The 21,865-nt window shown below is 68.1% G+C and carries 15 protein-coding genes; 5 read left to right on the forward strand and 10 right to left on the reverse strand.

Going from position 1 to position 21,865, the window contains the following annotated elements; genetic code table 11:
- Nucleotides 1-114 precede the first annotated feature (114 nt).
- The gene (locus tag IB228_RS06730) at nucleotides 115-2,496 is read left to right on the forward strand and encodes a TonB-dependent receptor (protein ID WP_192197947.1); all 2,382 of its coding nucleotides are present in this window, start codon (nucleotides 115-117) and stop codon (nucleotides 2,494-2,496) included.
- Between the two features lie 394 nt (nucleotides 2,497-2,890).
- Complete coding sequence (gene ybaL, locus IB228_RS06735; RefSeq protein WP_183638960.1) at nucleotides 2,891-4,579, forward strand: YbaL family putative K(+) efflux transporter; 1,689 nt, start codon at nucleotides 2,891-2,893, stop codon at nucleotides 4,577-4,579.
- Nucleotides 4,580-4,585: 6 nt separating this feature from the next.
- Here ybaL and IB228_RS20055 read toward each other — a convergent pair whose 3' ends face one another.
- Together IB228_RS20055 and clpB are read right to left on the reverse strand one after the other, a co-directional pair.
- The gene (locus IB228_RS20055) at nucleotides 4,586-6,835 is read right to left on the reverse strand and encodes a bifunctional diguanylate cyclase/phosphodiesterase (protein ID WP_192197948.1); all 2,250 of its coding nucleotides are present in this window, start codon (nucleotides 6,833-6,835) and stop codon (nucleotides 4,586-4,588) included.
- A 139-nt stretch (nucleotides 6,836-6,974) separates the two neighbouring features.
- Complete coding sequence (gene clpB / locus IB228_RS06745; RefSeq protein WP_183638964.1) at nucleotides 6,975-9,566, reverse strand: ATP-dependent chaperone ClpB; 2,592 nt, start codon at nucleotides 9,564-9,566, stop codon at nucleotides 6,975-6,977.
- A gap of 116 nt (nucleotides 9,567-9,682) precedes the next feature.
- Here clpB and IB228_RS06750 point away from each other — a divergent pair, with 116 nt between their 5' ends.
- Nucleotides 9,683-9,940 (forward strand): GIY-YIG nuclease family protein, encoded by a 258-nt coding sequence (locus IB228_RS06750; protein ID WP_183638966.1) that lies wholly within the window; start codon nucleotides 9,683-9,685, stop codon nucleotides 9,938-9,940.
- Between the two features lie 18 nt (nucleotides 9,941-9,958).
- On the opposite strand, the gene IB228_RS06755 is transcribed toward IB228_RS06750, so the two are convergent.
- Nucleotides 9,959-11,533: a hypothetical protein gene (locus IB228_RS06755; protein ID WP_192197949.1), complete on the reverse strand. Its 1,575-nt coding sequence runs from the start codon at nucleotides 11,531-11,533 to the stop codon at nucleotides 9,959-9,961.
- Between the two features lie 259 nt (nucleotides 11,534-11,792).
- Nucleotides 11,793-12,269, reverse strand: coding sequence for a DUF3574 domain-containing protein (locus tag IB228_RS06760; protein ID WP_192197950.1), 477 nt, complete (start codon nucleotides 12,267-12,269; stop codon nucleotides 11,793-11,795).
- Between the two features lie 314 nt (nucleotides 12,270-12,583).
- Between IB228_RS06760 and IB228_RS06765 the strand changes: the two genes are divergently transcribed.
- The gene (locus tag IB228_RS06765; protein WP_192197951.1) at nucleotides 12,584-15,019 is read left to right on the forward strand and encodes a TonB-dependent receptor; all 2,436 of its coding nucleotides are present in this window, start codon (nucleotides 12,584-12,586) and stop codon (nucleotides 15,017-15,019) included.
- 266 nt (nucleotides 15,020-15,285) lie between these two features.
- Here the strand turns inward: IB228_RS06765 and IB228_RS06770 are convergent, their stop codons facing one another.
- Genes IB228_RS06770 through rluD form a run of 4 tightly spaced genes read right to left on the reverse strand, consistent with a single transcriptional unit; the run spans nucleotide 15,286 to nucleotide 17,969 of the window.
- Nucleotides 15,286-15,717, reverse strand: a complete 432-nt coding sequence (locus IB228_RS06770) for a thiol-disulfide oxidoreductase DCC family protein (RefSeq protein WP_192197952.1) — start codon at nucleotides 15,715-15,717, stop codon at nucleotides 15,286-15,288.
- On the reverse strand, nucleotides 15,707-16,261 hold the full coding sequence (locus IB228_RS06775) for a DUF4166 domain-containing protein (protein ID WP_192197953.1): 555 nt from the start codon (nucleotides 16,259-16,261) through the stop codon (nucleotides 15,707-15,709). Before IB228_RS06775 ends, IB228_RS06770 begins: the two co-directional genes overlap by 11 nt.
- On the reverse strand, nucleotides 16,246-16,998 hold the full coding sequence (gene pgeF, locus IB228_RS06780; RefSeq protein WP_192197954.1) for a peptidoglycan editing factor PgeF: 753 nt from the start codon (nucleotides 16,996-16,998) through the stop codon (nucleotides 16,246-16,248). The genes IB228_RS06775 and pgeF overlap by 16 nt, the downstream gene beginning before the upstream one ends.
- On the reverse strand, nucleotides 16,995-17,969 hold the full coding sequence (rluD, locus tag IB228_RS06785) for a 23S rRNA pseudouridine(1911/1915/1917) synthase RluD (protein ID WP_183638980.1): 975 nt from the start codon (nucleotides 17,967-17,969) through the stop codon (nucleotides 16,995-16,997). The genes pgeF and rluD overlap by 4 nt, the downstream gene beginning before the upstream one ends.
- Before the next feature lie 109 nt (nucleotides 17,970-18,078).
- Between rluD and IB228_RS06790 the strand changes: the two genes are divergently transcribed.
- A complete protein-coding gene (locus tag IB228_RS06790) occupies nucleotides 18,079-18,957 on the forward strand; it encodes an outer membrane protein assembly factor BamD (protein ID WP_183638982.1) in 879 nt (292 codons plus the stop codon).
- A gap of 846 nt (nucleotides 18,958-19,803) precedes the next feature.
- Here IB228_RS06790 and IB228_RS06795 read toward each other — a convergent pair.
- Together IB228_RS06795 and IB228_RS06800 are read right to left on the reverse strand one after the other, a co-directional pair.
- Nucleotides 19,804-21,441 (reverse strand): NAD+ synthase, encoded by a 1,638-nt coding sequence (locus tag IB228_RS06795; protein WP_192197955.1) that lies wholly within the window; start codon nucleotides 21,439-21,441, stop codon nucleotides 19,804-19,806.
- 8 nt (nucleotides 21,442-21,449) lie between these two features.
- On the reverse strand, nucleotides 21,450-21,833 hold the full coding sequence (locus IB228_RS06800) for an endonuclease domain-containing protein (protein ID WP_183638985.1): 384 nt from the start codon (nucleotides 21,831-21,833) through the stop codon (nucleotides 21,450-21,452).
- Nucleotides 21,834-21,865: the final 32 nt, after the last annotated feature.

A 21,865-nucleotide genomic window follows, 5' to 3' on the forward strand; every position in this document is an offset into this window, starting at 1 on the left:
ACGAATAATTGACGTTATGTTGTGGTGCAGCATACCTCCGGGAATGCCGCCTCTGCCACGCCAACGACCGCCGCATCGCGGCCGTCGCATCCCGTTCCGAGCATTGGAGTACCCATGATCCGCACGCTTTCTCCGCTGTCCGCCGCCATCGTCCTGGCCCTCGCCTCCCCCCACGTCTTCGCCCAGGACGAACAGAAACCGCAGACCCTGGACACCCTCATTGTCACAGGTACCCGGGTCGCCGACCGCACCGCGGCCGAATCGCAGTCGCCGATCGACATCCTCACCCCGGAAGCGCTGCAGGCCACCGGCACCACCGAGCTGGCGACCGCGCTGGCGCGCGCCCTGCCCTCGCTGAACTTCCCGCGCCCGGCCATCACCGACGGCACCAGCGGCGTGCGCCCGGCGCAGCTGCGCGGCCTGTCGCCGGACCAGGTGCTGATCCTGGTCAACGGCAAGCGCCGCCACCTGTCCGCGCTGGTCAACGTCAACGGCACCATCGGCCGCGGTTCCTCGGCGGTGGATCTCAACGCCATCCCGGTGTCCTCGATCGCCCGCGTCGAAGTGCTGCGCGACGGCGCCTCGGCGCAGTACGGTTCCGACGCCATCGCCGGCGTGGTCAACATCGTGCTCAAGGGCGCGGAGAAAGGCGGCAGCCTGGTGCTTGACGCCGGCCAGTACTCGGCCGGCGACGGCCGCCAGTACCAGTTGGCCGGCGATGCCGGCGTCGGTTTCGGCGACGGACGCGGCTTCGTGCACGTGGCCGGCCAGGTGACCCGCCAGGACGAGACCGATCGCGCGGGCCCCTACGGTGGCACCTCGCCCAACACCGGCAACAATCCCGACATCGGCGAGGTCGCCTACGTCTACGGTGATCCGGAAGTCGAAGCCGAAGCGGTATCGGCCAATGCCGGCTTCCAGTTCAGCGACAACCTCAGCGCCTACGCGACGACCATCCTGAGCAATCGCGACATCACCTCGTTCGCGTTCTATCGCTCACCCGGCCACAACCCGCTGGTGCCACAGGTCTATCCGAACGGCTACGTGCCCGAGATCAACCAGGTGTCCAAGGATCGCTCGCTGGTCGCCGGCCTCAAGGGCGGCACCGACAGCGGCTGGACCTGGGACGTCAGCTACAACTACGGCTACAACAAGCTGTTCTTCTACACCCGGAACAGCATCAACTACAGCCTGGGCGCGAACAGCCCGCGCCGTTTCTACGACGGCGCGCTGGAGTACACCCAGAACCTGTTCAACGCCGACTTCACCAAGACCCTGGACTGGGGCCTGGCCTATCCGGCCACGCTGTCCTTCGGCGCCGAGTATCGCCGCGAGAAGTGGAACCAGTCGCCCGGCAACCCAAATTCCTACACCGGCGGCGGCGCGCAGGGCTTCGGCGGCTTCACGCCCGCCAACGCGGTGCACGAGGACCGCCACAGCTATGCCGCCTACGTCGGCCTGGAAGCGGATTTCACCGACAAGTTCTCCGCCGGTATCGCCGCGCGCTACGAGGACTATTCGGACTTCGGCAGCGAGACGTCCGGCAAGCTGTCGGCCCGCTACGCGTTCACCGACAAGGTCGCGTTGCGCGCCACCGTCGCCAGCGGCTTCCGCGCGCCGGCGCTGGCCCAGCAGTACTACCAGGTGGTGACCTCGCAGTACAACGCGAGCGTGGATCGCTTCTTCGAATCCGGCACGTTCCCGGCCACCAGCGCGGTCGCGCAGGCGCTGGGCGCGGAGGCGCTGAAGGCGGAGACCTCGCTGTCCTACAGCCTGGGTCTGGTGCTGCAGCCGGTGGATCGCCTGTACATCACCATCGACGCCTACCAGATCGACATCGACGATCGCATCGTGCTCTCGTCCAACCTGCTGCTGGCCAACAACGCCGCCGCGCAGGCGCTGCTCGCCAGCCTGGGCATCAACGGGGTGACCAGCGCGCGCTACTTCAACAACGCCATCGACACCCGCACCCGCGGTGTAGACGTGGTCGGCACCTATTCGATCCCGCTGGCCGCCAGCACGCTGAACCTCACCGCCGGCTACAACCGCAACAAGACCGAGATCACCCGCATCGCGCCGAACCCGCCGGAACTGACCGCGCTGGGCGCCAATCTCTGGCGCGTGGGCCGCGACGAACAGGGTCGCATCGAGGAAGGCTATCCACGCGACAAGTTCAGCCTCAACGCGGTCTGGAACCTGGCGGGATGGGACTTCGCCCTGGGCACCACCCGCTACGGCGAGTTCACCACCCGGGTCAGCGAAACCGGCAATCCGGCCAACGATCAGAAATACGGCGCCATCTGGACCGTCGACGCCTCGGCCAGCTACCGGCTCGACGGCTGGACCTTCACCCTGGGCGCGGACAACCTGCTGGACGAGTATCCGGATCGCACGATCTTCCCGAACTCCAACAGCGGCCAGTTCCCCTACAGCAGCCAGTCGCCGGCCGGCTTCAACGGCGCCTACGTGTATGGACGCATCGGCTACAAGTGGTGAGTGCGCGGCAACGGACTCTCTCCTAGCCCCCTTGACCAGCCATGCGGCTGTTGAAAGCGAAAAAGGGGGCGGGCGCCGGAGGCGACGGGGGATTTGCTCTTGCTGCTGAAAAGCAAATCCCCCTCGGTCCCCCTTTTAAAAAGGGGAGGCAAAGCGGGTTTGCGAGCGTCGGAGTACCTCGATAGCCCCCTTGACCAGCCATGTGGCTGTTGAAAGCGGAAAAGGGCGGGCGCCGGAGGCGACGGGGGATTTGCCTTCCGCCGCCGTCCGTCGGCGCCGGCTCGCCCGGTCCACGCACGGTGTAGGATGAACACGCCGCTCAGTTTTCCGTTTGCCGCAGCGGCGCCGCATCGGCGAAACTCGACCTCCTTTCCCCTGGAAAACGCGAGCCTCGATGCACCATGACACCGACCTGATCAACATCGTCGCCATTGGTCTTGCCCTCGCCTTCGTCCTGGGCGCGGTGGCCAATCGCTTGCGGCTGTCTCCGTTGGTCGGGTATCTGGTGGCGGGCATCTGCGTGGGGCCCTTCAGCCCCGGCTTCGTTGGCGATCAGGAGCTGGCCAAGCAGCTCGCCGAGATCGGCGTGATGCTGCTGATGTTCGGCGTCGGCCTGCACTTCTCGCTCAAGGACCTCATGGAGGTCAAGTGGATCGCCATCCCCGGCGCGCTGGTGCAGATCAGCGCGGCCACGCTGCTCGGCTGGGGCCTGGCGGCGCTGATGGGCTGGCCCACGCTGTACGGGATCATCTTCGGCTTCTCGCTGTCCACCGCCAGTACCGTGGTGCTGCTGCGGGCGATGGAGGAACGCCGCCTGCTGGACACCTCGCGCGGACGCATCGCGGTGGGCTGGCTGATCGTGGAGGACCTGGCCTGCGTGCTGGCGCTGGTGATGATGCCGGTGATCGGCGGACTGGCCGGCCAGCAGGGCGAGACCGGCGGACTCAGCGCCGGCGCCATCATCGCCAGCCTGGGCTGGACCCTGCTCAAGCTCGCGCTGTTCGTCACCGTGATGCTGGTGGTCGGACGGCGGGTGATTCCCTGGATCCTCGAACGCACCGCCAGCACCGGCTCGCGCGAACTGTTCACCCTGTCGGTGCTGGCCATCGCGCTGGGCGTGGCGTTCGGCTCGGCGACCCTGTTCGGCGTGTCCTACGCGCTGGGCGCGTTCTTCGCCGGCATGCTGCTCAACGAGTCCGAACTCAGCCACAAGGCCGCCAACGACTCGCTGCCGCTGCGCGATGCCTTCGCGGTGCTGTTCTTCGTCTCGGTCGGCATGCTGTTCGATCCGAACATCCTGGTCGAGCATCCGTTCGAAGTGCTGGGTACGGCCTTCATCATCCTGTTCGGCAAGTCGGCCGCCGCCTACCTGATCGTGCGTGCCTTCGGCCACCCCAATTCGACCGCGCTGACCATTTCCGCCAGTCTGGCGCAGATCGGCGAATTCGCCTTCATCATCGCCGGCCTGGGCATGGACCTGAAAATCCTGCCCAAGGAAGGCCATGACCTGGTGCTGGCCGGCGCGCTGATCTCGATCATGCTCAATCCGCTGATCTTCGGTCTGCTGGATCGCTGGCAGGCGCGCCAGGAGGCGGCCGCACCGAAAGAAGTCGAACCCGAACCGCCGCCCGGCCCCTCGCTGGACGTGCAGGATCACGCCATCATCATCGGCTATGGCCGGGTAGGCAGTTCGCTGGCGCACGTGCTGCACGAGCGTGGCGTGCCGTTGATCGTCATCGACGACAACGGCGAGCACGTCGAGCGTGCGCACGCCGCGGGCATTCCCGCCATCCGCGGCAGCGCGGCCGCCGACAAAGTGCTGGCCGAAGCCCATCCGGAAAAGGCCAAGATCGCGGTGCTCGCGATCCCGCAGCCGCTGGAGGCCGGCGAGGCCATCGCCAAGCTGCGCGCGATCAATCCGGGCCTGACCCTGCTGGCGCGCGCGCACAGCGACGCCGAGGTGCGCCACCTGCTGGAGCACGGCGCCGACGGTGCCGTGCTGGCCGAACGCGAACTGGCGTTCTCGCTGGCGGAAATGGTGATGGCGACGCCGCCCTACCGCGCGCTGCGCACGGGCGGCTGAGCCGGCTCAGGGCGCGTACTGCAACTCGCGCGGCAGCGCCTCGGAGAGGATTTCCGACAGCGGCCGCGGGGGCGCGTACAGATCGCCCTGCACCCAGTCCACGCGCAGCTCCCGCAGGCAGTCGGCGGTGTCGAGGTCCTCGACGAACTCGGCCACGGTTTCCGCGCCGAACACGCCCGCCACCGCGACGGTGGCCTTGACCATCGCGTGATCGCTGCCGCGCTGGGCGACGTTGCGGATGAAGGAACCGTCGATCTTGATGACGTCGGCGGGCAGCTCCTTCAACCGCGCGAAGCTCTGCATGCCGGTGCCGAAATCGTCGATGGCGATCTGGCAGCCATGCGCGCGCAGATCCCGCAGCAGCCGCGCCGCCACCGGGGTACTCGAAATGGCGGCGGATTCGGTGACCTCGAAGCACAGCGCCGTCAGCGGCAGCGGCGAGTCGGCCAGCAGGGTCCGCAGTTCCACCTGGAAACTCATCGATGCCAGGCTCTGCCCGGTCAGGTTGATCGCGATGCGTTCGCAATACGGCAGGGATTCCGGGTATTTCCGCAGCAGCCGGAACAGCGACTTGATGACCGCCAGATCCAGTTCCGCGCCTCGCCCCGCCGCCTCGATCGGGCGCATGAAGCGCGATGGCGGTATCAGCCTGCCATCATCGTCGCGCAGGCGACACAGCACCTCGCCGGAGATGGTGGGTCCCGGCTCCGCCGCCAGTTCGAGCCTGCGTATCGGCTGGAAGTGCAGCACCAGCCGTTCGTTGCGCAGGCAGGCCAGCGCAATCGCGGCATCCTGCAGTTGCTGCCGGTGGGCGCGGCGCAGGCGTCCATCATCGAAATCGCTGTAGCGCGGCCGCAGCTCGCCATGCTGGCGCGCGTCGAAGGCCAGGTGCGAAGCGTTGAGCAGCGCGGTATCCACGACATCGGCCACCGGATCCGTCCCCGCCGCCGGCAGCGAGGCCACACCCAGGTACGGCAGCAACCGTACCGGCTGGCCATCGGCGACGAACTCCGCATGTTCGACCCGCGCGACCAGCCGTTCCCAGATATCGTCGTCGGCGTCGGCCACCGGCACCAGCGCGAACTGGCCGGTGCCAAGCACGTACACCTCGGCCAGGTCCGAGAGCCGCGCGGCCATGCCACTGACCACCGCCGCCTGCATGTCCAGGCCGTAGCCGGTCACCAGCGAGTCGGTCTTGTCCAGCAGCAGGAAACCCAGTTCGCGCCGCCGTGGCGGAGCCACCGCCATGCGCCGGCGCAGCGCCCGCAGGTTGGGCAGCCCGGTCAGGGTATCGCGCTGGATCTCCTCGGCCAACCGACGCGACAGTTCGCGGCGATCCCGGCTGATCACCCACAGATAAAGCATCGCCAGCAGCAGGATGTTCACTTCGGCCGCCAGGTGCAGCAGATTGAACAGGCCCAGCACCGTGCTGCCGTATTCGGCGCTCGCGGACATCGCCACCACCAGGCAGAACAGCGCCGCCGACAGCGCCAGCATGGAACGGCGCGGCGGCAACCACAGCACGAACCAGGCCAGCACCACGAACAGGGCGAAGCGGTAGTCCATCAACACCACCGCGGTGCGATCGGCCAGGCCGCCATGGACCATTCGCGAAGCCCACAGGCTCAGGCCCAGGCCGGCAATCAGCAGCAGCGGCCAGGTCCATCCGGCGGTTCCGGAACGACGCGGGGACTGCCTGCCCTCGCGCCACGCCACCACCAGCGGCAGGGTGATCACGGCCACCCCGAACTGCTTGGCGAAGAACATCTGGAATGCCGCGCTGAGCGCTTCGGTCGGCGGCGCGATCACCGCCATGGTGCCGCCCAGCAAGGCGCAACCGGCGGGATAGACGAGCAGGCCGTACAAGGCCAGCCGGCCCAGGCCATGCCGGTCCAGCCGCCCCTGTGCGCCCGCCCAGCGCGCGCAGGCCAGGGTCCACACGCCCACCAGCACCCACATCGACGCGCCCCACGCCAGCGGCGCGATCTGCCCCGGTTCCATCGACCATTGCCGGGCCGCCCAGCCCGCGGCGGTGATGGCGAGGGTCGCGATCACCACCCGACGGTCGGGTTCCAGCAGCGCCAGCGCCAGCAGCAGGCCGAAGTGCAGGTGGATCAGGGAGGCGTCGGCGGTCTGGCCGAAGAAGTCGATCCGGTAACCGATGGCGATCTGCTGAGCGAGCACGCACAGCAGGCACCACAGGAGGATCTTGCCGGTCCGGCTTCGCCACCATCCTGTCGTTGGCTGTGGGCTCACTTGCTTCCCTGGTCGAGGGACGCGCATCGGGCACGTCCACTACCTCCGGAACGCAATCGGGCCCGGGAAGCGGCCACGACCGCTGCGCGCGGCCATGGGACGCATGCCCATGGCGCGTTGTCCTTTCCGGGCCGGTGCCTCAGCCGCGCTTGTGGAAGACCAGGTGGCCGCCCTCGGCGGCGATCCGCACCGTGTCCCCCGCGCCGAACTCGCCGGACAGGATCTTCTGCGCCAGCGGATTCTCCAGCTGGGTCTGGATGGCCCGCTTGAGCGGTCGCGCGCCATAGACCGGATCGAAACCGACGTTGCCCAGCAGCATCAGCGCCGAATCGTCGATCTCCAGCCCGATCTGGCGCTCGGCCAGGCGCTTGGCCAGGTAGCGGGTCTGGATGCGGGCGATCTCGCGGATCTGCGCCTTGTCCAGCGGATGGAACACCACGATGTCGTCCAGCCGGTTGATGAATTCGGGCCGGAAGTGCGCCTGCACCACGCCCATCACCGCCGCCTTCATCTGGGTATAGCTCTCCGGGCTGTCGCCGCCGTCGGACATGTCCTGGATCAGGTTCGATCCCAGGTTCGAGGTCATCACGATGACGGTGTTGCGGAAGTCCACCGTGCGGCCCTGGCCGTCGGTCAGGCGACCGTCGTCCAGCACCTGCAGCAGGATGTTGAACACGTCCGGATGCGCCTTCTCCACCTCGTCCAGCAGGATCACGCTGTACGGGCGACGACGTACGGCCTCGGTCAGATAGCCGCCCTCTTCATAGCCCACATAGCCCGGGGGCGCGCCGATCAGGCGGCTGACCGCGTGCTTCTCCATGAACTCGCTCATGTCGATGCGGACCATCGCGTCGGCCGAATCGAACAGGAACTCGGCCAGCGCCTTGCACAGCTCGGTCTTGCCGACGCCGGTCGGGCCGAGGAACAGGAAGCTGCCCGAAGGCCGGTTGGGATCGGACAGGCCGGCGCGCGAACGGCGCACCGCGTCGGACACCACCTTGATCGCCTCCTCCTGGCCGATCACGCGATGGCGCAGGACGTCCTCCATCTTCAGCAGCTTCTCGCGCTCGCCTTCCAGCATCTTGCTGACCGGAATGCCGGTCCAGCGCGAGACCACTTCGGCAATCTCCTCGTCGGTGACCTTGTCCTGCAACAGCCTGAAACCTTTCTGCTCGGCTTCCTGCGCGGCGGTGAGCTGCTTCTCCAGCGCCGGCAGCTGGCCGTACTGGATTTCGCTCATGCGCGCGTAGTCCTGCCGGCGCTGCGCGGCTTCCAGGTCCAGCTTGGCGCGCTCGATCTGCTCCTTGATCTTGGTGGCGCCGGTGAGCGTGGCCTTCTCGGCCTTCCAGATTTCCTCCAGATCGCTGAACTGCTTCTGCAGGGTTTCGATCTCGCTTTCCAGATCGGCCAGGCGCTGCTTCGACTGCGCGTCCTTTTCCTTCTTCAGCGCCTCGCGCTGGATCTTCAGCTGGATCAGGCGGCGCTCCATCCGGTCCATTTCCTCCGGCTTGGAGTCGATTTCCATGCGGATGCGGCTGGCGGCCTCGTCCATCAGATCGATGGCCTTGTCCGGCAACTGGCGGTCGGCGATGTAGCGGTGCGACAGCGTGGCCGCGGCGACGATCGCTGGATCGGTGATCTCCACGCCATGGTGCACGGCGTACTTTTCCTTCAGCCCGCGCAGGATGGCGATGGTGTCCTCGACGCTGGGCTCGCCGACGAACACCTTCTGGAAGCGGCGCTCCAGCGCGGCGTCCTTTTCCACGTACTTGCGGTATTCGTCCAGGGTGGTCGCGCCGATGCAGTGCAGTTCGCCACGCGCCAGCGCCGGCTTGAGCATGTTGCCGGCATCCATCGCGCCCTCGGCCTTGCCGGCACCGACCATGGTGTGCAGCTCATCGATGAACAGGATGATCTGGCCTTCGTTCTTCGACAGGTCGTTGAGCACCGCCTTCAGGCGCTCCTCGAACTCACCGCGGAACTTGGCGCCGGCGATCAGCGCACCCATGTCCAGTGACAGCACGCGCTTGCCGCGCAGGCCCTCGGGTACCTCGCCGTTGACGATGCGCTGGGCCAGGCCCTCCACGATCGCGGTCTTGCCCACGCCGGGCTCGCCGATCAGCACCGGATTGTTCTTGGTGCGGCGTTGCAGGACCTGGATGGTGCGGCGGATTTCCTCGTCGCGTCCGATCACCGGATCCAGCTTGCCGCTCTCGGCGCGCTCGGTCAGATCGATGGTGTACTTCTCCAGCGCCTGGCGCTGGTCCTCGGCGTTCTCCGCCTGCACCTTCTCGCCGCCGCGCAGCTTGTCGATGGCCGCGCGCAGCTTCTGCTTGTTGGCGCCGGCGGACTTCAGCTCCTGGCCGGCCGCACCGGTATCGTCCATCACCGCGAGCAGGAACCACTCGCTGGCGATGTACTGATCACCGTTTTCCTGCGCCAGCTTGTCGGTGACGTTGAGCAGGCGCCCCAGATCGTTGCCGATCGACAGGTTGCCGGGCTGGCCGCTGACCTTGGGCAGCTTGTCCAGCGCCTCGCCCAACCGCTCGCGCAGCAGGGGAATGTTGGCGCCGGCCTGGGCCAGCAGCGGACGGGTGCTGCCGCCGTTCTGGTCGAGCAACGCGGTCAGCACGTGGACCGGTTCGATCATGGTGTTGTCGCGGCCCACGGCCAGCGACTGCGCGTCCGCCAGCGCCTGCTGGAAGCGCGAGGTGAGCTTGTCCATCCGCATCGGGAATACCTCGGGAAGAAGAGGCCGGGCAGCGCCGGCAATGGTACCCAGATGCGGTTCGCGGGAGCTGTTTCAAGGTCTGTTGAGACGGAAGTTCAGTCGCCATAATCCCGTCCATGGCCGCCCCGTCCCCTGTCTGGCATCTCTACCTGCTGCTGTGCCGGGACGGCAGCTACTACGCCGGCATCACCAACGATCTGGACGCCCGTTTCCAGGCCCACGTGGCCGGCAAGGGCGCCCGCTACACCCGCGCGCACCCGCCCGAACGGATCCTCGCCAGCCGTGCCTACCCCGACCGCGCCAGCGCCTCGCGCGCGGAGTGGGAGATCAAGCGCCTGCCCAAGGCCCGCAAGCTGGCCTGGCTGCGGTCGTAGGACGGGTCTCGGTCCGTCCTATCGTTTCTGCAGCGACAGCAGCCCCAGCAGCGTCGCCAGCGCGACATATGCGCCGAAGAACTGCCACAGGATCGCCTTCGGCAAACCCTGCACGTCCCACGGCAGGTAGATGCTGCCGCGCGGATCCACCGAGTGGATGAAACCGAACAGGGTCAGCACCGCGCCAATCAGCAACACCACCGCCGCGCGGCGGAAGCGCTGGTCGATCATCGCCACCAGCGCGGTCGACCAGATCATCGCGGTGATGATGAAGCCGTTGCCGAGCGTGACGATCGCGGCCAGGTCCGGCAGGCCGTGCCCGTCCACTCCGTTGTAGAGCGCGGCGAAGTTGTCCGGCGCGATCCACGCCGGATTGCCGACCTTGATCACCAGCAGGTAGGCGATCGACGGCAGGAACGCCAGCGCCACCGCCGGCGCGTGCGGGCGCGGGCTTTCGTGGAAGGCCTGCACGGTGATGTCCAGGCCGACGTAGACGATGATCGGCGCCAGCACCGCGATCGGCAGCCACTGCACCAGCCCCGACACGTAGCCGAGGATGCCGCCCAGGCCGATGAACAATCCGGTCAGCAGCGTGTAGCCCAGCCGCGCGCCCATGTGCTTGTAGGCGGGCTGGCCGATGTAGGGCGTGGTCTGCGCCACGCCGCCGCAGAAGCCGGCGACCAGCGTGGAGATCGCTTCGGCCAGCAGCACGTCGCGGGTGCGGTAATCGTCGCCGGCCGCGCGCGCGCTTTCGCTGACGTTGATGCCGCCCACCACCATCAGCAAACCGAACGGCAGCAGCAGCGGCAGGTACGGCACGGTGTGCGGCAGGCCGTCGAGGAAACCCAGCGTCGGCAGCGGCAGGGTGAACGTCAACGGCACCGCGTCCGGCAGCTTGAAGCCGGGCGTTCCCAGGCCGGCCAGGCCGAGTCCGTAGTACAGGATGGTGCCGACGATGAAGGCCAGCAGCACGCCCGGAATCTTCACCGGCAGCTTGCCCTTGGCGATCAGCACGTACAGCAGCAGGCCGAAGGTGACGAATCCCACCACCGGCGAGCGCAGGGTTTCGATCAGCGGCAGGAAGCCCAACAGGGTCAGCGCCGCGCCGCCAATCGAGCCCAGCAGCGCCGCGCGCGGCACCGCGCGGGTGATCGCGTCACCGCAGAACGACAGCACCAGCTTCAGCACGCCCATCACCACCAGCGACGCCATGCCCAGCTGCCAGGTGGCGATCGCGGCCGCCTGCGGATCCAGGCCCTGTTGCTTGAAGGCGACGAAGGATGGACCCAGCACCAGCAGCGCCATGCCGATGCTGGTCGGCGCGTCCAGGCCCAGCGGCATCGCGGTGACGTCGTCGCGGCCGGTGCGCGCGGCCAGCCGGTGCGCCATCCAGGTGTAGATGAGGTTGCCCACCAGCACGCCCAGCGCGGTGCCCGGGAACATCCGGGTGAACACCACCTCGGCGGGAAACTGGAAGATGCCGATCAGCGCGGCCGAGATGAAGCCGAGGATGGACAGGTTGTCCACGACCAGGCCGAAGAAGCCGTTGAGGTCGCCGGGAACGAACCAGCGGGGGCGGGTTTGAGCGGTCATGGGGATTCGGGGGCGGGAGAGGAAGTCATAGTGTCAGAACGGATTGCCGGAGTGTCGGCGCCGGTTCGGACTTGTGGGAGCGACGTAAGTCGCGATTGCCAGCCCGATGCGCAGACGCCTGGAGGCACGGATTGCGACTACGCACGCATGAAAAGCGCCGTTGCGGCGGGAACCCTGCCGCGTCGAATTCCGCGACGGGCCCAATTCCACAATCGCGACTCACGTCGCTCCCACATGGAAAGGAATGGCGAGGATGCCCTCAGAACGAAACTTCCGCCGGCTGGCGCGACCACAGCACCGACTGGTGGTGGGTCGCCTGCTTCCAGGCCAGGCGGATGGCTTCGATGTCGGCGCGCCGCTGCGGGCTGTCCTCGTGCAGGATCACCAGTACTTTCGAGTTCAGCCGCTCCGGGCCGTCCTTGCCGCGGAACAGCCATTGGCCGTAGGCGTCGAACACGGTCAGGCCGTCGGGAAAGCGCGGGGTCACTTCCTTGTCCAGGAACGCGCGCCACTGCGCCTCGCTGATGTTGCTGGCCGCGTCGCCTTCCGTGCCCACGCCGAAATACAGTTCGCTGCGGATCCAGTGCTGCGCCTGCGCCGGCCGGGCCGCATCGCCCTGCATCGTGGCGGTGATCGCCGTGTCCGGGGCGGAACCCGCGGTGCCGCCGGGCGGCGCGGTAGCGCAGGCGCCGAGCGCCAGGATCAGGGACAGGAACAGGGTGTGGCGCAGGCGCATGGAACGACTCCGTGGGGGAACGGTACTGTCGGCCCGGGGCGTTCCGCGTCGAAATAACCCATTGGCATGAGCAGATGGGCAGCGGCCATGACCGCGACGCGGCCGGTTCCCCGGCCGGGGCGTTAATATATCGCTTTATCCGGATGGATAGTTAGATCTAGACTGTCCCGCCGCTTCCCAGGGCCCCACGCATGCATTCCCGCCAGATCCGCTGTTCCTGTTGATGGCTGTCCGCAATCGCCGTTGACCCGTGTCGCCGGCCCCAGACCCGCCGCACCCTCCCCCCGATTTCCCGTATCGCTCCAGGAGTTTCCATGTCCCGCCCCCTCGTGGCGCCGCTCGGCGTCGCCATCGCCCTCGTCCTCTCCACTCCCGCCTTCGGCCAGGAGGCCGGTACCGCCAGTGACGCCGGCACCACCGATCTGGACACCGTCATCGTCACCGGCACCCGCGCGCGGGACCGCACGGTGCTGGAATCCACCGCGCCGGTCGACGTGTTGACCGCCGAGGACATCCGCAAGGCCGGCGTGCTCAATGGCGAGCTCGGCAGCGCCCTGCAGGCACTGCTGCCGTCGTTCAACTTCCCGCGCCAGTCCAACTCAGGCGGCGCCGACCATGTGCGCGCCGCGCAGCTGCGCGGCCTCAGCCCGAACCAGGTACTGGTGCTGATCAACGGCAAGCGCCGCCACACCAGCGCGCTGGTCAATACCGACAGCAAGATCGGCAAGGGCAATACGCCGGTCGATTTCAATGCCATCCCGGTCAGCGCGATCAAGCGCATCGAGGTGCTGCGCGACGGCGCCGGCGCGCAGTACGGTTCCGATGCCGTGGCCGGCGTGATCAACGTGATCCTCAATGACGCTCCGGAAGGCGGCGCGCTGGAGGTGAGCTACGGCGCGCACCACACCGACGTCGAACCGATCCGCCGCACCGTCACCGACGGCCAGGCCGGTTTCTTCAGCGGCCAGGTCGGCACCGCGCTGGGCAGCGAAGGCGGCTTCCTGCGCGTGGGCCTGGAGTACAAGCAGCGCAACGGCACCAACCGCGCCGGTTTTGATCAGATCCCGTTCTTCGAGGAGCAGACCCCGGACAACCTGGCCCTGGCCGGCAAGCGCAACTACTGGCTGGGCGACGGTGAATCCAAGGACATCAACGGCTGGTTCAACGCGGAACTGCCGATCGGCGACACCGCCGAACTCTATGCGTTCGGCACCTTCCACCAGAGCGATACCGAAGGCGCCAACTACTTCCGCTACCCGGACGGCGTGGCCAACTGGAAGGAGGTCTACCCGAACGGCTATCGCCCGCTGTCGCTGGGCGAGAACCGCGACACCGCCGTGGTCGCCGGCCTGCGCGGCCAATGGGGCGAATGGGACTACGACGCCAGCCTGAACTACGGCCGCAACGCTTTCACCTATCGGCTGCGCAATTCGCTCAACGCCTCGCTGGGCCCGACCAGCCCGACCCGTTTCCGCACCGGCGACTACGAGTTCCGGCAGGCGCTGTTCAATTTCGACGTCAGCCGCGTGTTCGGCGCGCACACCTTCGCCACCGGCGTGGAGTTCCGCCGGGAGGACTACGAAACCGGCGCCGGTGATCCGGCCTCCTACGCGGCCGGCCCGTACACCGATCGCCCGACCGGCTCGCAGGCCGGCGGCGGCCTGACCCCGCAGGACACCGCCGACCTGAGCCGCGACGTGGCCAGCGTGTACGCCAGCCTGAGCAGCCAGTTCGGCGAGAAGTTCTTCACCGACGTGTCGGCCCGCTACGAGCACTACGACGACTTCGGCGGCGAACTGACCGGCAAGCTGGCCGCGCGCTACGAGTTCGTGCCTGCCTTCGCGCTGCGCGGCTCGGTGTCGAACAACTTCCGCGCCCCGTCGCTGAGCCAGATCGGCTTCGAATCCACCTCCACCGGCTACGACGCCTCCGGCCAGCTGCTGCAGGGCCGCCTGCTGTCGGTCAACAACCCGATCGCGCGCGCGCTCGGCGCGCAGGATCTGCAGCCGGAGAAGTCGGTCAACCTGAGCCTGGGCTTCACCAGCCGCATCGGCGATCATTTCGATCTGTCCTTCGATGTGTTCCGCATCGACATCGACGACCGCGTGGCGCTGACCGAACGCATCAGCGGCGACGCGTTGACCGAATTCGTCCAGGACAACTTCGGGGTGCCCGGCGTGCAGAGCGTCAATTTCTTCATCAACGCCGCCGACACCCGCACCGAGGGCGGCGAACTGGTCGCCAACTGGCGCCAGGGCCTGGGCGGCGGACAACTGCAGTTGACCGGCACCTGGAGCTACGCCAAGACCGAAATCAAGCGCATCACCGCCACGCCCGAGCAGTTGCTGGCGATCGATCCCTCCTACGTGCTGTTCGGCATCGAGGAGAGCAACACCCTGACCGACGCCGCGCCGCGCACGCGCAGCGTGCTCAGCGCCAACTGGAACAACGACAGGTGGTCGCTGCTGGGCCGGGCGACCCGGCACGGCAGCGCCAAGCGCATCTTCAACTTCGGCGGCGGCTTCGAGCCGGAGCAGACCTATTCGGCCAAGTGGCAGCTGGACGCGGAAGTCGAGTACCGCTTCAGCCCGAAGTGGAGCGTGGCGCTGGGCGGCCTCAACCTGACCGACGAGTATCCGGACCTGTCGAACCAGGACATCTACTACTTCGGCAACCTGCCCTACGACGTGCTGTCCCCGATCGGCAGCAACGGCGCGTACTACTACACGCGCGTGCGTTACAGCTTCTGAAGCCGCCGGCCTCCCGCTGCAACGCGGGAGGCCCACCCACTGACCGGGCGGGCGCCGCGGTACGGGACCGCGCGGCAACCGCACGTCCGCGACGAAAGCTGGCTGGCCGGAGTCGCGGACGGGGCGTCCGCCCGATCAGCCCTTGTGCCTCACGACCTTGCGTCGTCCCGGCGAACGCCGGGACCCGTCGTGCTCCTGCCCGACGTTCCCGCATCGGGCATCCCATGGATTCCGGCTTTCGCTGGAATGATGACGACAGGGAATCCTCAATCCAGGAATCGCGTGCGCTCGGTTTCATCGGGAATCCGGCATGCGGTGGTGCCGAACCAGCGATATCGGTTGAGCGCGAGCCTCCGATAGATCGCATCGCGCAGGCGGCGCGGCACCAGCACCATCAGGTGCGCTAGCGTCCAGCCCCCTCCCAGTCCGGCCAGGACGCGGCGGATGCCATCCGTGTCCGTCCACGCATGCGCGCCTTCCAGCAACAGGAACGACGCCGGGTCGTCCGGATCCAGGCCATGCCGCGCCAGCAGCGCGCGTCCCGCGGTTCCCTGCATCGCGGCGAATCGATAGCGGCGGCGTCGATCATGGCGAAGCAGGAAATCCACCCAGCCATTGCAGAGCACGCAGGTGCCGTCGAACACGACGACGGCCTCGCCGGCATCGGCGCCCGTGTCCACATCCACCTCAGGCGACATCCAGCCAGCCCCGGTAATGCACCAGCGGGCCGATCACCGGCAACGCGGCCTGCACGTCGAACGCATAGCGTTCCCCCTGCGCCGACTCGCGCGCGCGGACCCCGCTGAACCAGCGCGCCGGCAACGGAACGCCCAGCGCGCGCACGCGCTCCACCGTCCATTCGATGCCGCCATCGCGCACGCGCAGACGGAATCCGAACCGCACCAGTCCCAGTTGCTCGCACAGCAGGCCGTCCTCGCGCCACAGCCGCGAGGCCATCGCGTGTCCCCGCACGTGGCGGATCCAGCGCTCGGCATTCGGCTGGATGTCGATGTCGACCGCGATGGCGCCATTTCCCGCCGGCGGCAGTCGCGTCGCCGCCGCGCACAGGCGCGACAGCAGGCCATGGCCGCGACGCACGTCCACCTCGCCCAGGTATCGCGCCGGGCCGGCGCGCAGGTGCAACCGGCGCACCACGTCGGGCAGCGCCGCGAAATCCTCTCCCAGCAACCGGGCGAACAGGGGCCGGGCCGTCTCCGCGCCAGCCGTTACGGCTGCATCCATACCAGGGTCGCCATCCGCCCGGTCTGCGCGTCGCGGCGATGCGAATAGAACCGCTGCGCGTCGGTGATCGTGCACAGGCCGCCGCCGTGGATCCGGGTCACCCCGGCATCCTCCAGCCGCAACCGCGCGAGCGCGTACAGATCCACGCGCCAGTGGCCGGGACGGGTCGGCTCGAATGCGGACGCGGCGCGCGGGTCGGTGCCGACAAAGGCCTCGTGCACTTCCTCGCCGATCTCGTAGGCCTGTGGCCCGGCGGCGGGGCCCAGCCAGGCCAGCAGCCGTTCCGGTGCCACCCGCATGCTTTCCACCGTCCGCTCCAGCACACCGCCGGCCAGCCCGCGCCAGCCGGCGTGGGCCGCGCCGATCACCCGGCCATCATCGCTGGCGAACACCACCGGCAGGCAATCGGCGGTGAGGATGGCCAGGACCACGCCGGGCTCGGCGGTGACGGCGGCGTCGCCATCCGGCTCGTCCCCCGCCGCTTCCTGCCCGAACCGCACCACACCGGTCCCGTGGACCTGGTGCAGCCAGCGCGGCGGCGACGGCAGTTCGAATCGTTCGATCAGTTCGGCCCGGTTGGCCTCGACCACGGCGGGGTCATCGCGGTACTGGCCGTAGCGGGTACCGAGATTGAAGCTGTCGAACGGCGCCCGCGAGCGGCCCGCGCCATGGCGCAGCGTGGTGAACGCGCGCACGTCGGGCGGGGCCGGCCAGTCGGCCGGAAGGGTCGCGCTCATCCGCGCTGCGCCTCGGTATCGGCGCGCAGCGCGGCCATCAGCTCCCGCATGTCCGCCGGCACCGGCGCGGACACCCGGATCGGCTCGCCGCCGACCGGATGGCGGAACTCCAGCGTCTCGGCGTGCAGCGCCTGGCGGCGGAAGCCGCGCAGCGCCGCCACCAGTTCCTCGCTGGCGCCCTTGGGCAGCTTCAGCGGGCCGCCGTACAGCGGGTCGCCGACGATCGGATAGCGGATGTGCGCCATGTGCACGCGGATCTGGTGGGTGCGGCCGGTTTCCAGGCGGCACTCCAGCGCGGTGTGGGCGCGGAAGCGCTCGCGCAGGCGGTAATGGGTGACCGCGTCGCGGCCATCGTCGCGCACGGCCATCTTCAGGCGGTCGCGCGGGTGGCGGTCGATCGGCGCATTGGCGGTGCCACCGGACACCATCGCGCCGACCACCACCGCCAGGTACTGGCGATGTACCTCGCGCGAGGAGAGCTGCTCGACCAGCGCGGTCTGCGCCGGCAGGGTGCGCGCCACCACCATGACCCCGGAGGTGTCCTTGTCCAGGCGATGGACGATGCCGGCGCGCGGCAGGGTGTGCAGCGATGCATCCCGGTGCAACAGCGCGTTGACCAGGGTGCCGGTCGGGTTGCCGGCACCGGGGTGGACCACCAGCCCGGCCGGCTTGTCCAGCACGAAGACGTGCTCGTCCTCGTAAAGGATGTCCAGCGGGATGTCTTCGGGCTCGGCGTGGGTCTGGGTCTCCAGCACCACGGCCAGGCTGGCCAGTTCGCCGCCGCGCACCGGGTCGCGCGGCTTGACCGCCTGGCCGTCCAGGCGGGCGTCGCCGGACTTGATCCACTCGGCCAGGCGGGAACGGGAGAATTCGGGGAAAAGCTCGGCCAGCACGGCGTCGAAACGGCGTCCGGCAGCGGATTCAGGCACCCGCGCGGTGCGCGGCGCCTCGGTAGGCAGGGTATCGGTCATCGGGGTGAGGCGGCGGAAACCGGGGATGTTCGCCGATTGTTCATGGCTTGGGCACCGCCTAGGCTATCATCGACAGCCTGTTTCCCTGCCGCGGCATTGCCGCCAGCCCATGACCCAGCGTGCTTCCACCCGTTTCACCGCCGTCGCCCGCACCGGCCTGCTGTTGCTCGTCATCGTCGCCACCGGTACCGGCTGCGGCATGTTCAAGCGCAAGAAGGAAGTGGAAGTCCAGCCGGTCGAGCAGATGTACGAGACCGCCCACCAGGCGATGATGAACGAGAACTGGGAACGCGCCCAGACCAACTTCCGCGCGCTGGTGGCCCAGTATCCGTACGGCCCGTACACCGAGCAGGCGCTGATGGAATCGGCCTACGCCCAGTACAAGGCCGGCAAGCTGGACGACGCGGTCTCCTCGATCGACAAGTTCCTGCGCACCTATCCGACCCACCGCAACGTGCCGTACATGTATTACCTGCGCGGCCTGTCCAACTCGACCCGCGACGCGGTGTTCCTGCAGCGGGTGTGGAAGCTGGATGCCAGCCGCCGCGACCTGTCCACGCCGATGCAGGGCTACAACGATTTCAGCATCGTCGCCGAGCGCTACCCGAACAGCCGCTACGCGGCCGACGCGCGCCAGCGCATGGTCTACCTGCGCAACCAGTTCGCCCGCCACGAAATGGACACCGCGCTGTACTACCTGCGCCGCGACGCCTGGGTTTCCGCCGCCACCCGCGCCCGCTACCTGCTGGAAACCTATCCGCAGAGCGAGTACCAGTACGACGCCGTGGCCGTGCTCGGCGAGGCCTACACGCAGCTGGGCAACAAGTCCCTGGCCGACGATGCCCGCCGCGTACTGCAGTTGAACGAGCCGCAGCACCCCTGGCTGACCGGCGAGTGGCCCAAGTATCCCTGGGCGATCCGCAAGCTCAACCCGTTCGCGGGCGAGAAATCGCCGGCCAGCGGCGCCGCGGTCCGCAAGAAGGACTGAGCCGCGCGCATCGCGCATGAAAAAAGGGCCGCAAGGCCCTTTTTTTTGTTGGGCGTTTTGAAAGGCGCCCCCATCCCAGCCTTCCCCCGCAAGCGGGGGAAGGGGCAGAAGCACAGATCATCAGCGACCACCGGGCTCCCTCTCCCGCCTGATGAATGCTTGGCTCCCTCCCCCGCCTGCGGGGGAGGGCTGGGGTGGGGGCAAACCGAAGCCAACCAGCCTCAATCAAAGCGCCGCCACCAAAGACGGCATTTCATTTATCTCGCGAAACCGACTTCCCGCCCCCATCCCAACCTTCCCCCGCAAGCGGGGGAAGGGGCGGAAGCACGGGGCCGTCAGGCGACAGGCACAGCTCCCTCCTCCGCTTGCGGGGGAGGGCCGGGGTGGGGGCAAACCGAAGCCAACCAGCCTCAATCAAAGCGCCGCCACCAAAGACGGCATTTCATTTGTCTCGCGAAACCGACTTCCCGCCCCCATCCCAACCTTCCCCCGCAAGCGGGGGAAGGGGGGAAGCACGGGGCCGTCAGGCGACAGGCACAGCTCCCTCCCCCGCTTGCGGGGGAGGGCTGGGGTGGGGGCAAACCGAAGCCAACCAGCTTCAATCAAAGCGCCGCCACCAAAGACGGCATTTCATTTGTCTCGCGAAACCGACTTCCCGCCCCCATCCCAACCTTCCCCCGCAAGCGGGGGGAGGGGCGGAAGCACGGATCGTCAGGAGACCACATGGCTCCCTCCCCCGCCTGCGGGGGAGGGCCGGGGTGGGGGCAAGCCGAAGCCAGCCAGCCCCATCCAACCGGGAAGAAACAAAACCAGAGCGCCCGACCGGACCAACGCTCCCCGTATCGCTCAACTACCGTACTTGTTCGTGATCGGATAGCGCCGTTCACGGCCGAACGCACGGCGCGAGATCTTTGGGCCCGGCGCGGCCTGGTGGCGCTTCCACTCGTTGATCCGGACCAGCCGCAGCATCCGGTCCACGGTGGCAGCGTCGAAACCGGCGGCGACGATCTCGTCGCGCGACTGTTCCAGATCCACGTAGCGGAACAGGATGGCGTCCAGCACGTCGTACGGCGGCAGCGAATCCTGGTCGGTCTGGTTCTCGCGCAGTTCCGCCGACGGCGGGCGGCTGATGACGGCCGGCGGGATCACCGGCGCGCCGCCAACGGTGTTGCGCCAGCGCGCCAGCGAGAACACCTCGGTCTTGTACAGATCCTTGATCGGTGCATAGCCGCCGCACATGTCGCCATAGATGGTCGCGTAACCGACCGCATATTCGCTCTTGTTGCCGGTGGTCAGCAGCAGGCCGCCGAACTTGTTGCTCAGCGCCATCATGATCACGCCGCGGCTGCGCGACTGCAGGTTTTCCTCGGTGGTGTCGGCCGGCAATCCAGCGAACAGCGGTCCCAGCGTCTCCAGGAAACCCTTGAACGGCGCCTCGATCGGAATCGTCTCCAGCCGCACGCCCAGCGCCTGGCACTGCTCGGCCGCCAGATCGTTGGAAAGCCCGGCGGTGTAGCGCGACGGCAAACGCACGGCGGTGACGTTCTCCGCCCCCAGCGCGTCCACTGCCAGCGCCAGCACCAGTGCCGAGTCGATGCCGCCGGACAGGCCCAGCCAGACCTTCTGGAAGCCGTTCTTGCCGCAGTAGTCGCGCAGTCCGCGCACGATCGCGCGCCAGGCCAGCGCGTCGCGGCTCTCGTCGCCGTCGTCCATCCACTGCACCGGGCTGAAGCGGCGTCCCTCCGGGTCGTAATCCACCACCAGCCATTGATCGGTGAACGCCGCCGCGGCCGGATGCACGGTGCCGTCGCCGTCGGCCACCACGGAAGCGCCATCGAACACCAGCGCATCCTGCCCGCCGACCACGTTCAGATAGGCCAGCGCCAGGCCGGTATCGCGGGTGCGCTCGGCCAGCAGCGCGTCGCGCTGGGCATGCTTGTCGCGATCGAACGGCGAGGCGTTCGGCACCAGCGCCATCCGCGCACCGGCGCGCGCGGTCGCGGCCAGCGGCTCGGGAAACCACAGGTCTTCGCAGATAATCAGCCCGACCGGCACGCCCTTGACCTCGAACACGCAGGTCTCGCCGTTCGGATCCACATCGAAATAACGGCGCTCGTCGAACACCGCGTAGTTCGGCAGCTCGCGCTTGCGGTAGGTCGCCTCCAGGCGCCCGTCGCGCAGCACGCTGGCCGAGTTGTAGACCACGCTGCCGGCCGATTCGGGCCAGCCGACCACGGCGACGATGCCGTGGGTGGTGGCGGCCAGCTGGCGCAACGCGGTCTCGCAATCGGCCAGGAAGCGCGGCCGCAGCAGCAGGTCTTCCGGCGGATAGCCACTGATGGCCAGTTCCGGGAACAGCACGATATCCGCGCCGTACTCGTCGCGCGCCTCGGCGATCTGCGCGGCGATGCGCTCGGCATTCCGGGCGACGTCGCCCACGGGGAAATCGAACTGGGCCAGGGCGATGCGGAGGGTCTGGGACATGTCGGTCTTCAGGTTCGAGCCTTCACCGCTGCGCGGGAAAGCGGGACGTGGGCGGTGCCCGGCAGCCGCGAAACGACCAGCGCGCGAACACCCTCGAGGTTCGTCATCACCTCATTATTCCAGAAGCGCAGGACCTGGAAGCCCTTCCGCCGCAGGAAGGCGCCCCGCCGCGCATCCATCGCGTCGTCCATGTGCTGGCCGCCGTCCACTTCGATCAGCAATCGCGCCTCCAGGCAGGCGAAGTCGGCGATGTAGGGGCCGATGGGGCATTGCCGGCGGAAATGGAAGCCTTCGAGCTGGCGTCGCTGCAGGATCGTCCACAGGCGGCGTTCGGCCGGTGTCATGTCCTTGCGAAGTTCGCGCGCCCTGTTCCGCTTCTGTCCCTGTCGCATGCGCACGTCCTGTGCTTGGGTGGGTTGGCATC

This window comes from Pseudoxanthomonas sp. PXM04, from assembly GCF_014851695.1.
GTDB classification, from domain to species: Bacteria; Pseudomonadota; Gammaproteobacteria; order Xanthomonadales; family Xanthomonadaceae; genus Pseudoxanthomonas_A; species Pseudoxanthomonas_A beigongshangi.

Excerpts from the sequence above, each read along its gene's own strand:
- pgeF (WP_192197954.1), bottom strand. The coding sequence starts at position 16,998 with ATGAGCGCGACCCTTCCGGCCGACTGGCCGGCCCCGCCCGACGTGCGC.
- IB228_RS06770 (WP_192197952.1), bottom strand. The coding sequence starts at position 15,717 with ATGTCGCCTGAGGTGGATGTGGACACGGGCGCCGATGCCGGCGAGGCC.
- IB228_RS06775 (WP_192197953.1), bottom strand. The coding sequence starts at position 16,261 with ATGGATGCAGCCGTAACGGCTGGCGCGGAGACGGCCCGGCCCCTGTTC.
- IB228_RS06790 (WP_183638982.1), top strand. The coding sequence starts at position 18,079 with ATGACCCAGCGTGCTTCCACCCGTTTCACCGCCGTCGCCCGCACCGGC.
- ybaL (WP_183638960.1), top strand. The coding sequence starts at position 2,891 with ATGCACCATGACACCGACCTGATCAACATCGTCGCCATTGGTCTTGCC.
- IB228_RS06755 (WP_192197949.1), bottom strand. The coding sequence starts at position 11,533 with ATGACCGCTCAAACCCGCCCCCGCTGGTTCGTTCCCGGCGACCTCAAC.
- rluD (WP_183638980.1), bottom strand. The coding sequence starts at position 17,969 with ATGACCGATACCCTGCCTACCGAGGCGCCGCGCACCGCGCGGGTGCCT.
- IB228_RS06795 (WP_192197955.1), bottom strand. The coding sequence starts at position 21,441 with ATGTCCCAGACCCTCCGCATCGCCCTGGCCCAGTTCGATTTCCCCGTG.
- clpB (WP_183638964.1), bottom strand. The coding sequence starts at position 9,566 with ATGCGGATGGACAAGCTCACCTCGCGCTTCCAGCAGGCGCTGGCGGAC.
- IB228_RS06730 (WP_192197947.1), top strand. The coding sequence starts at position 115 with ATGATCCGCACGCTTTCTCCGCTGTCCGCCGCCATCGTCCTGGCCCTC.
- IB228_RS06760 (WP_192197950.1), bottom strand. The coding sequence starts at position 12,269 with ATGCGCCTGCGCCACACCCTGTTCCTGTCCCTGATCCTGGCGCTCGGC.
- IB228_RS06765 (WP_192197951.1), top strand. The coding sequence starts at position 12,584 with ATGTCCCGCCCCCTCGTGGCGCCGCTCGGCGTCGCCATCGCCCTCGTC.
- IB228_RS06800 (WP_183638985.1), bottom strand. The coding sequence starts at position 21,833 with ATGCGACAGGGACAGAAGCGGAACAGGGCGCGCGAACTTCGCAAGGAC.
- IB228_RS06750 (WP_183638966.1), top strand. The coding sequence starts at position 9,683 with ATGGCCGCCCCGTCCCCTGTCTGGCATCTCTACCTGCTGCTGTGCCGG.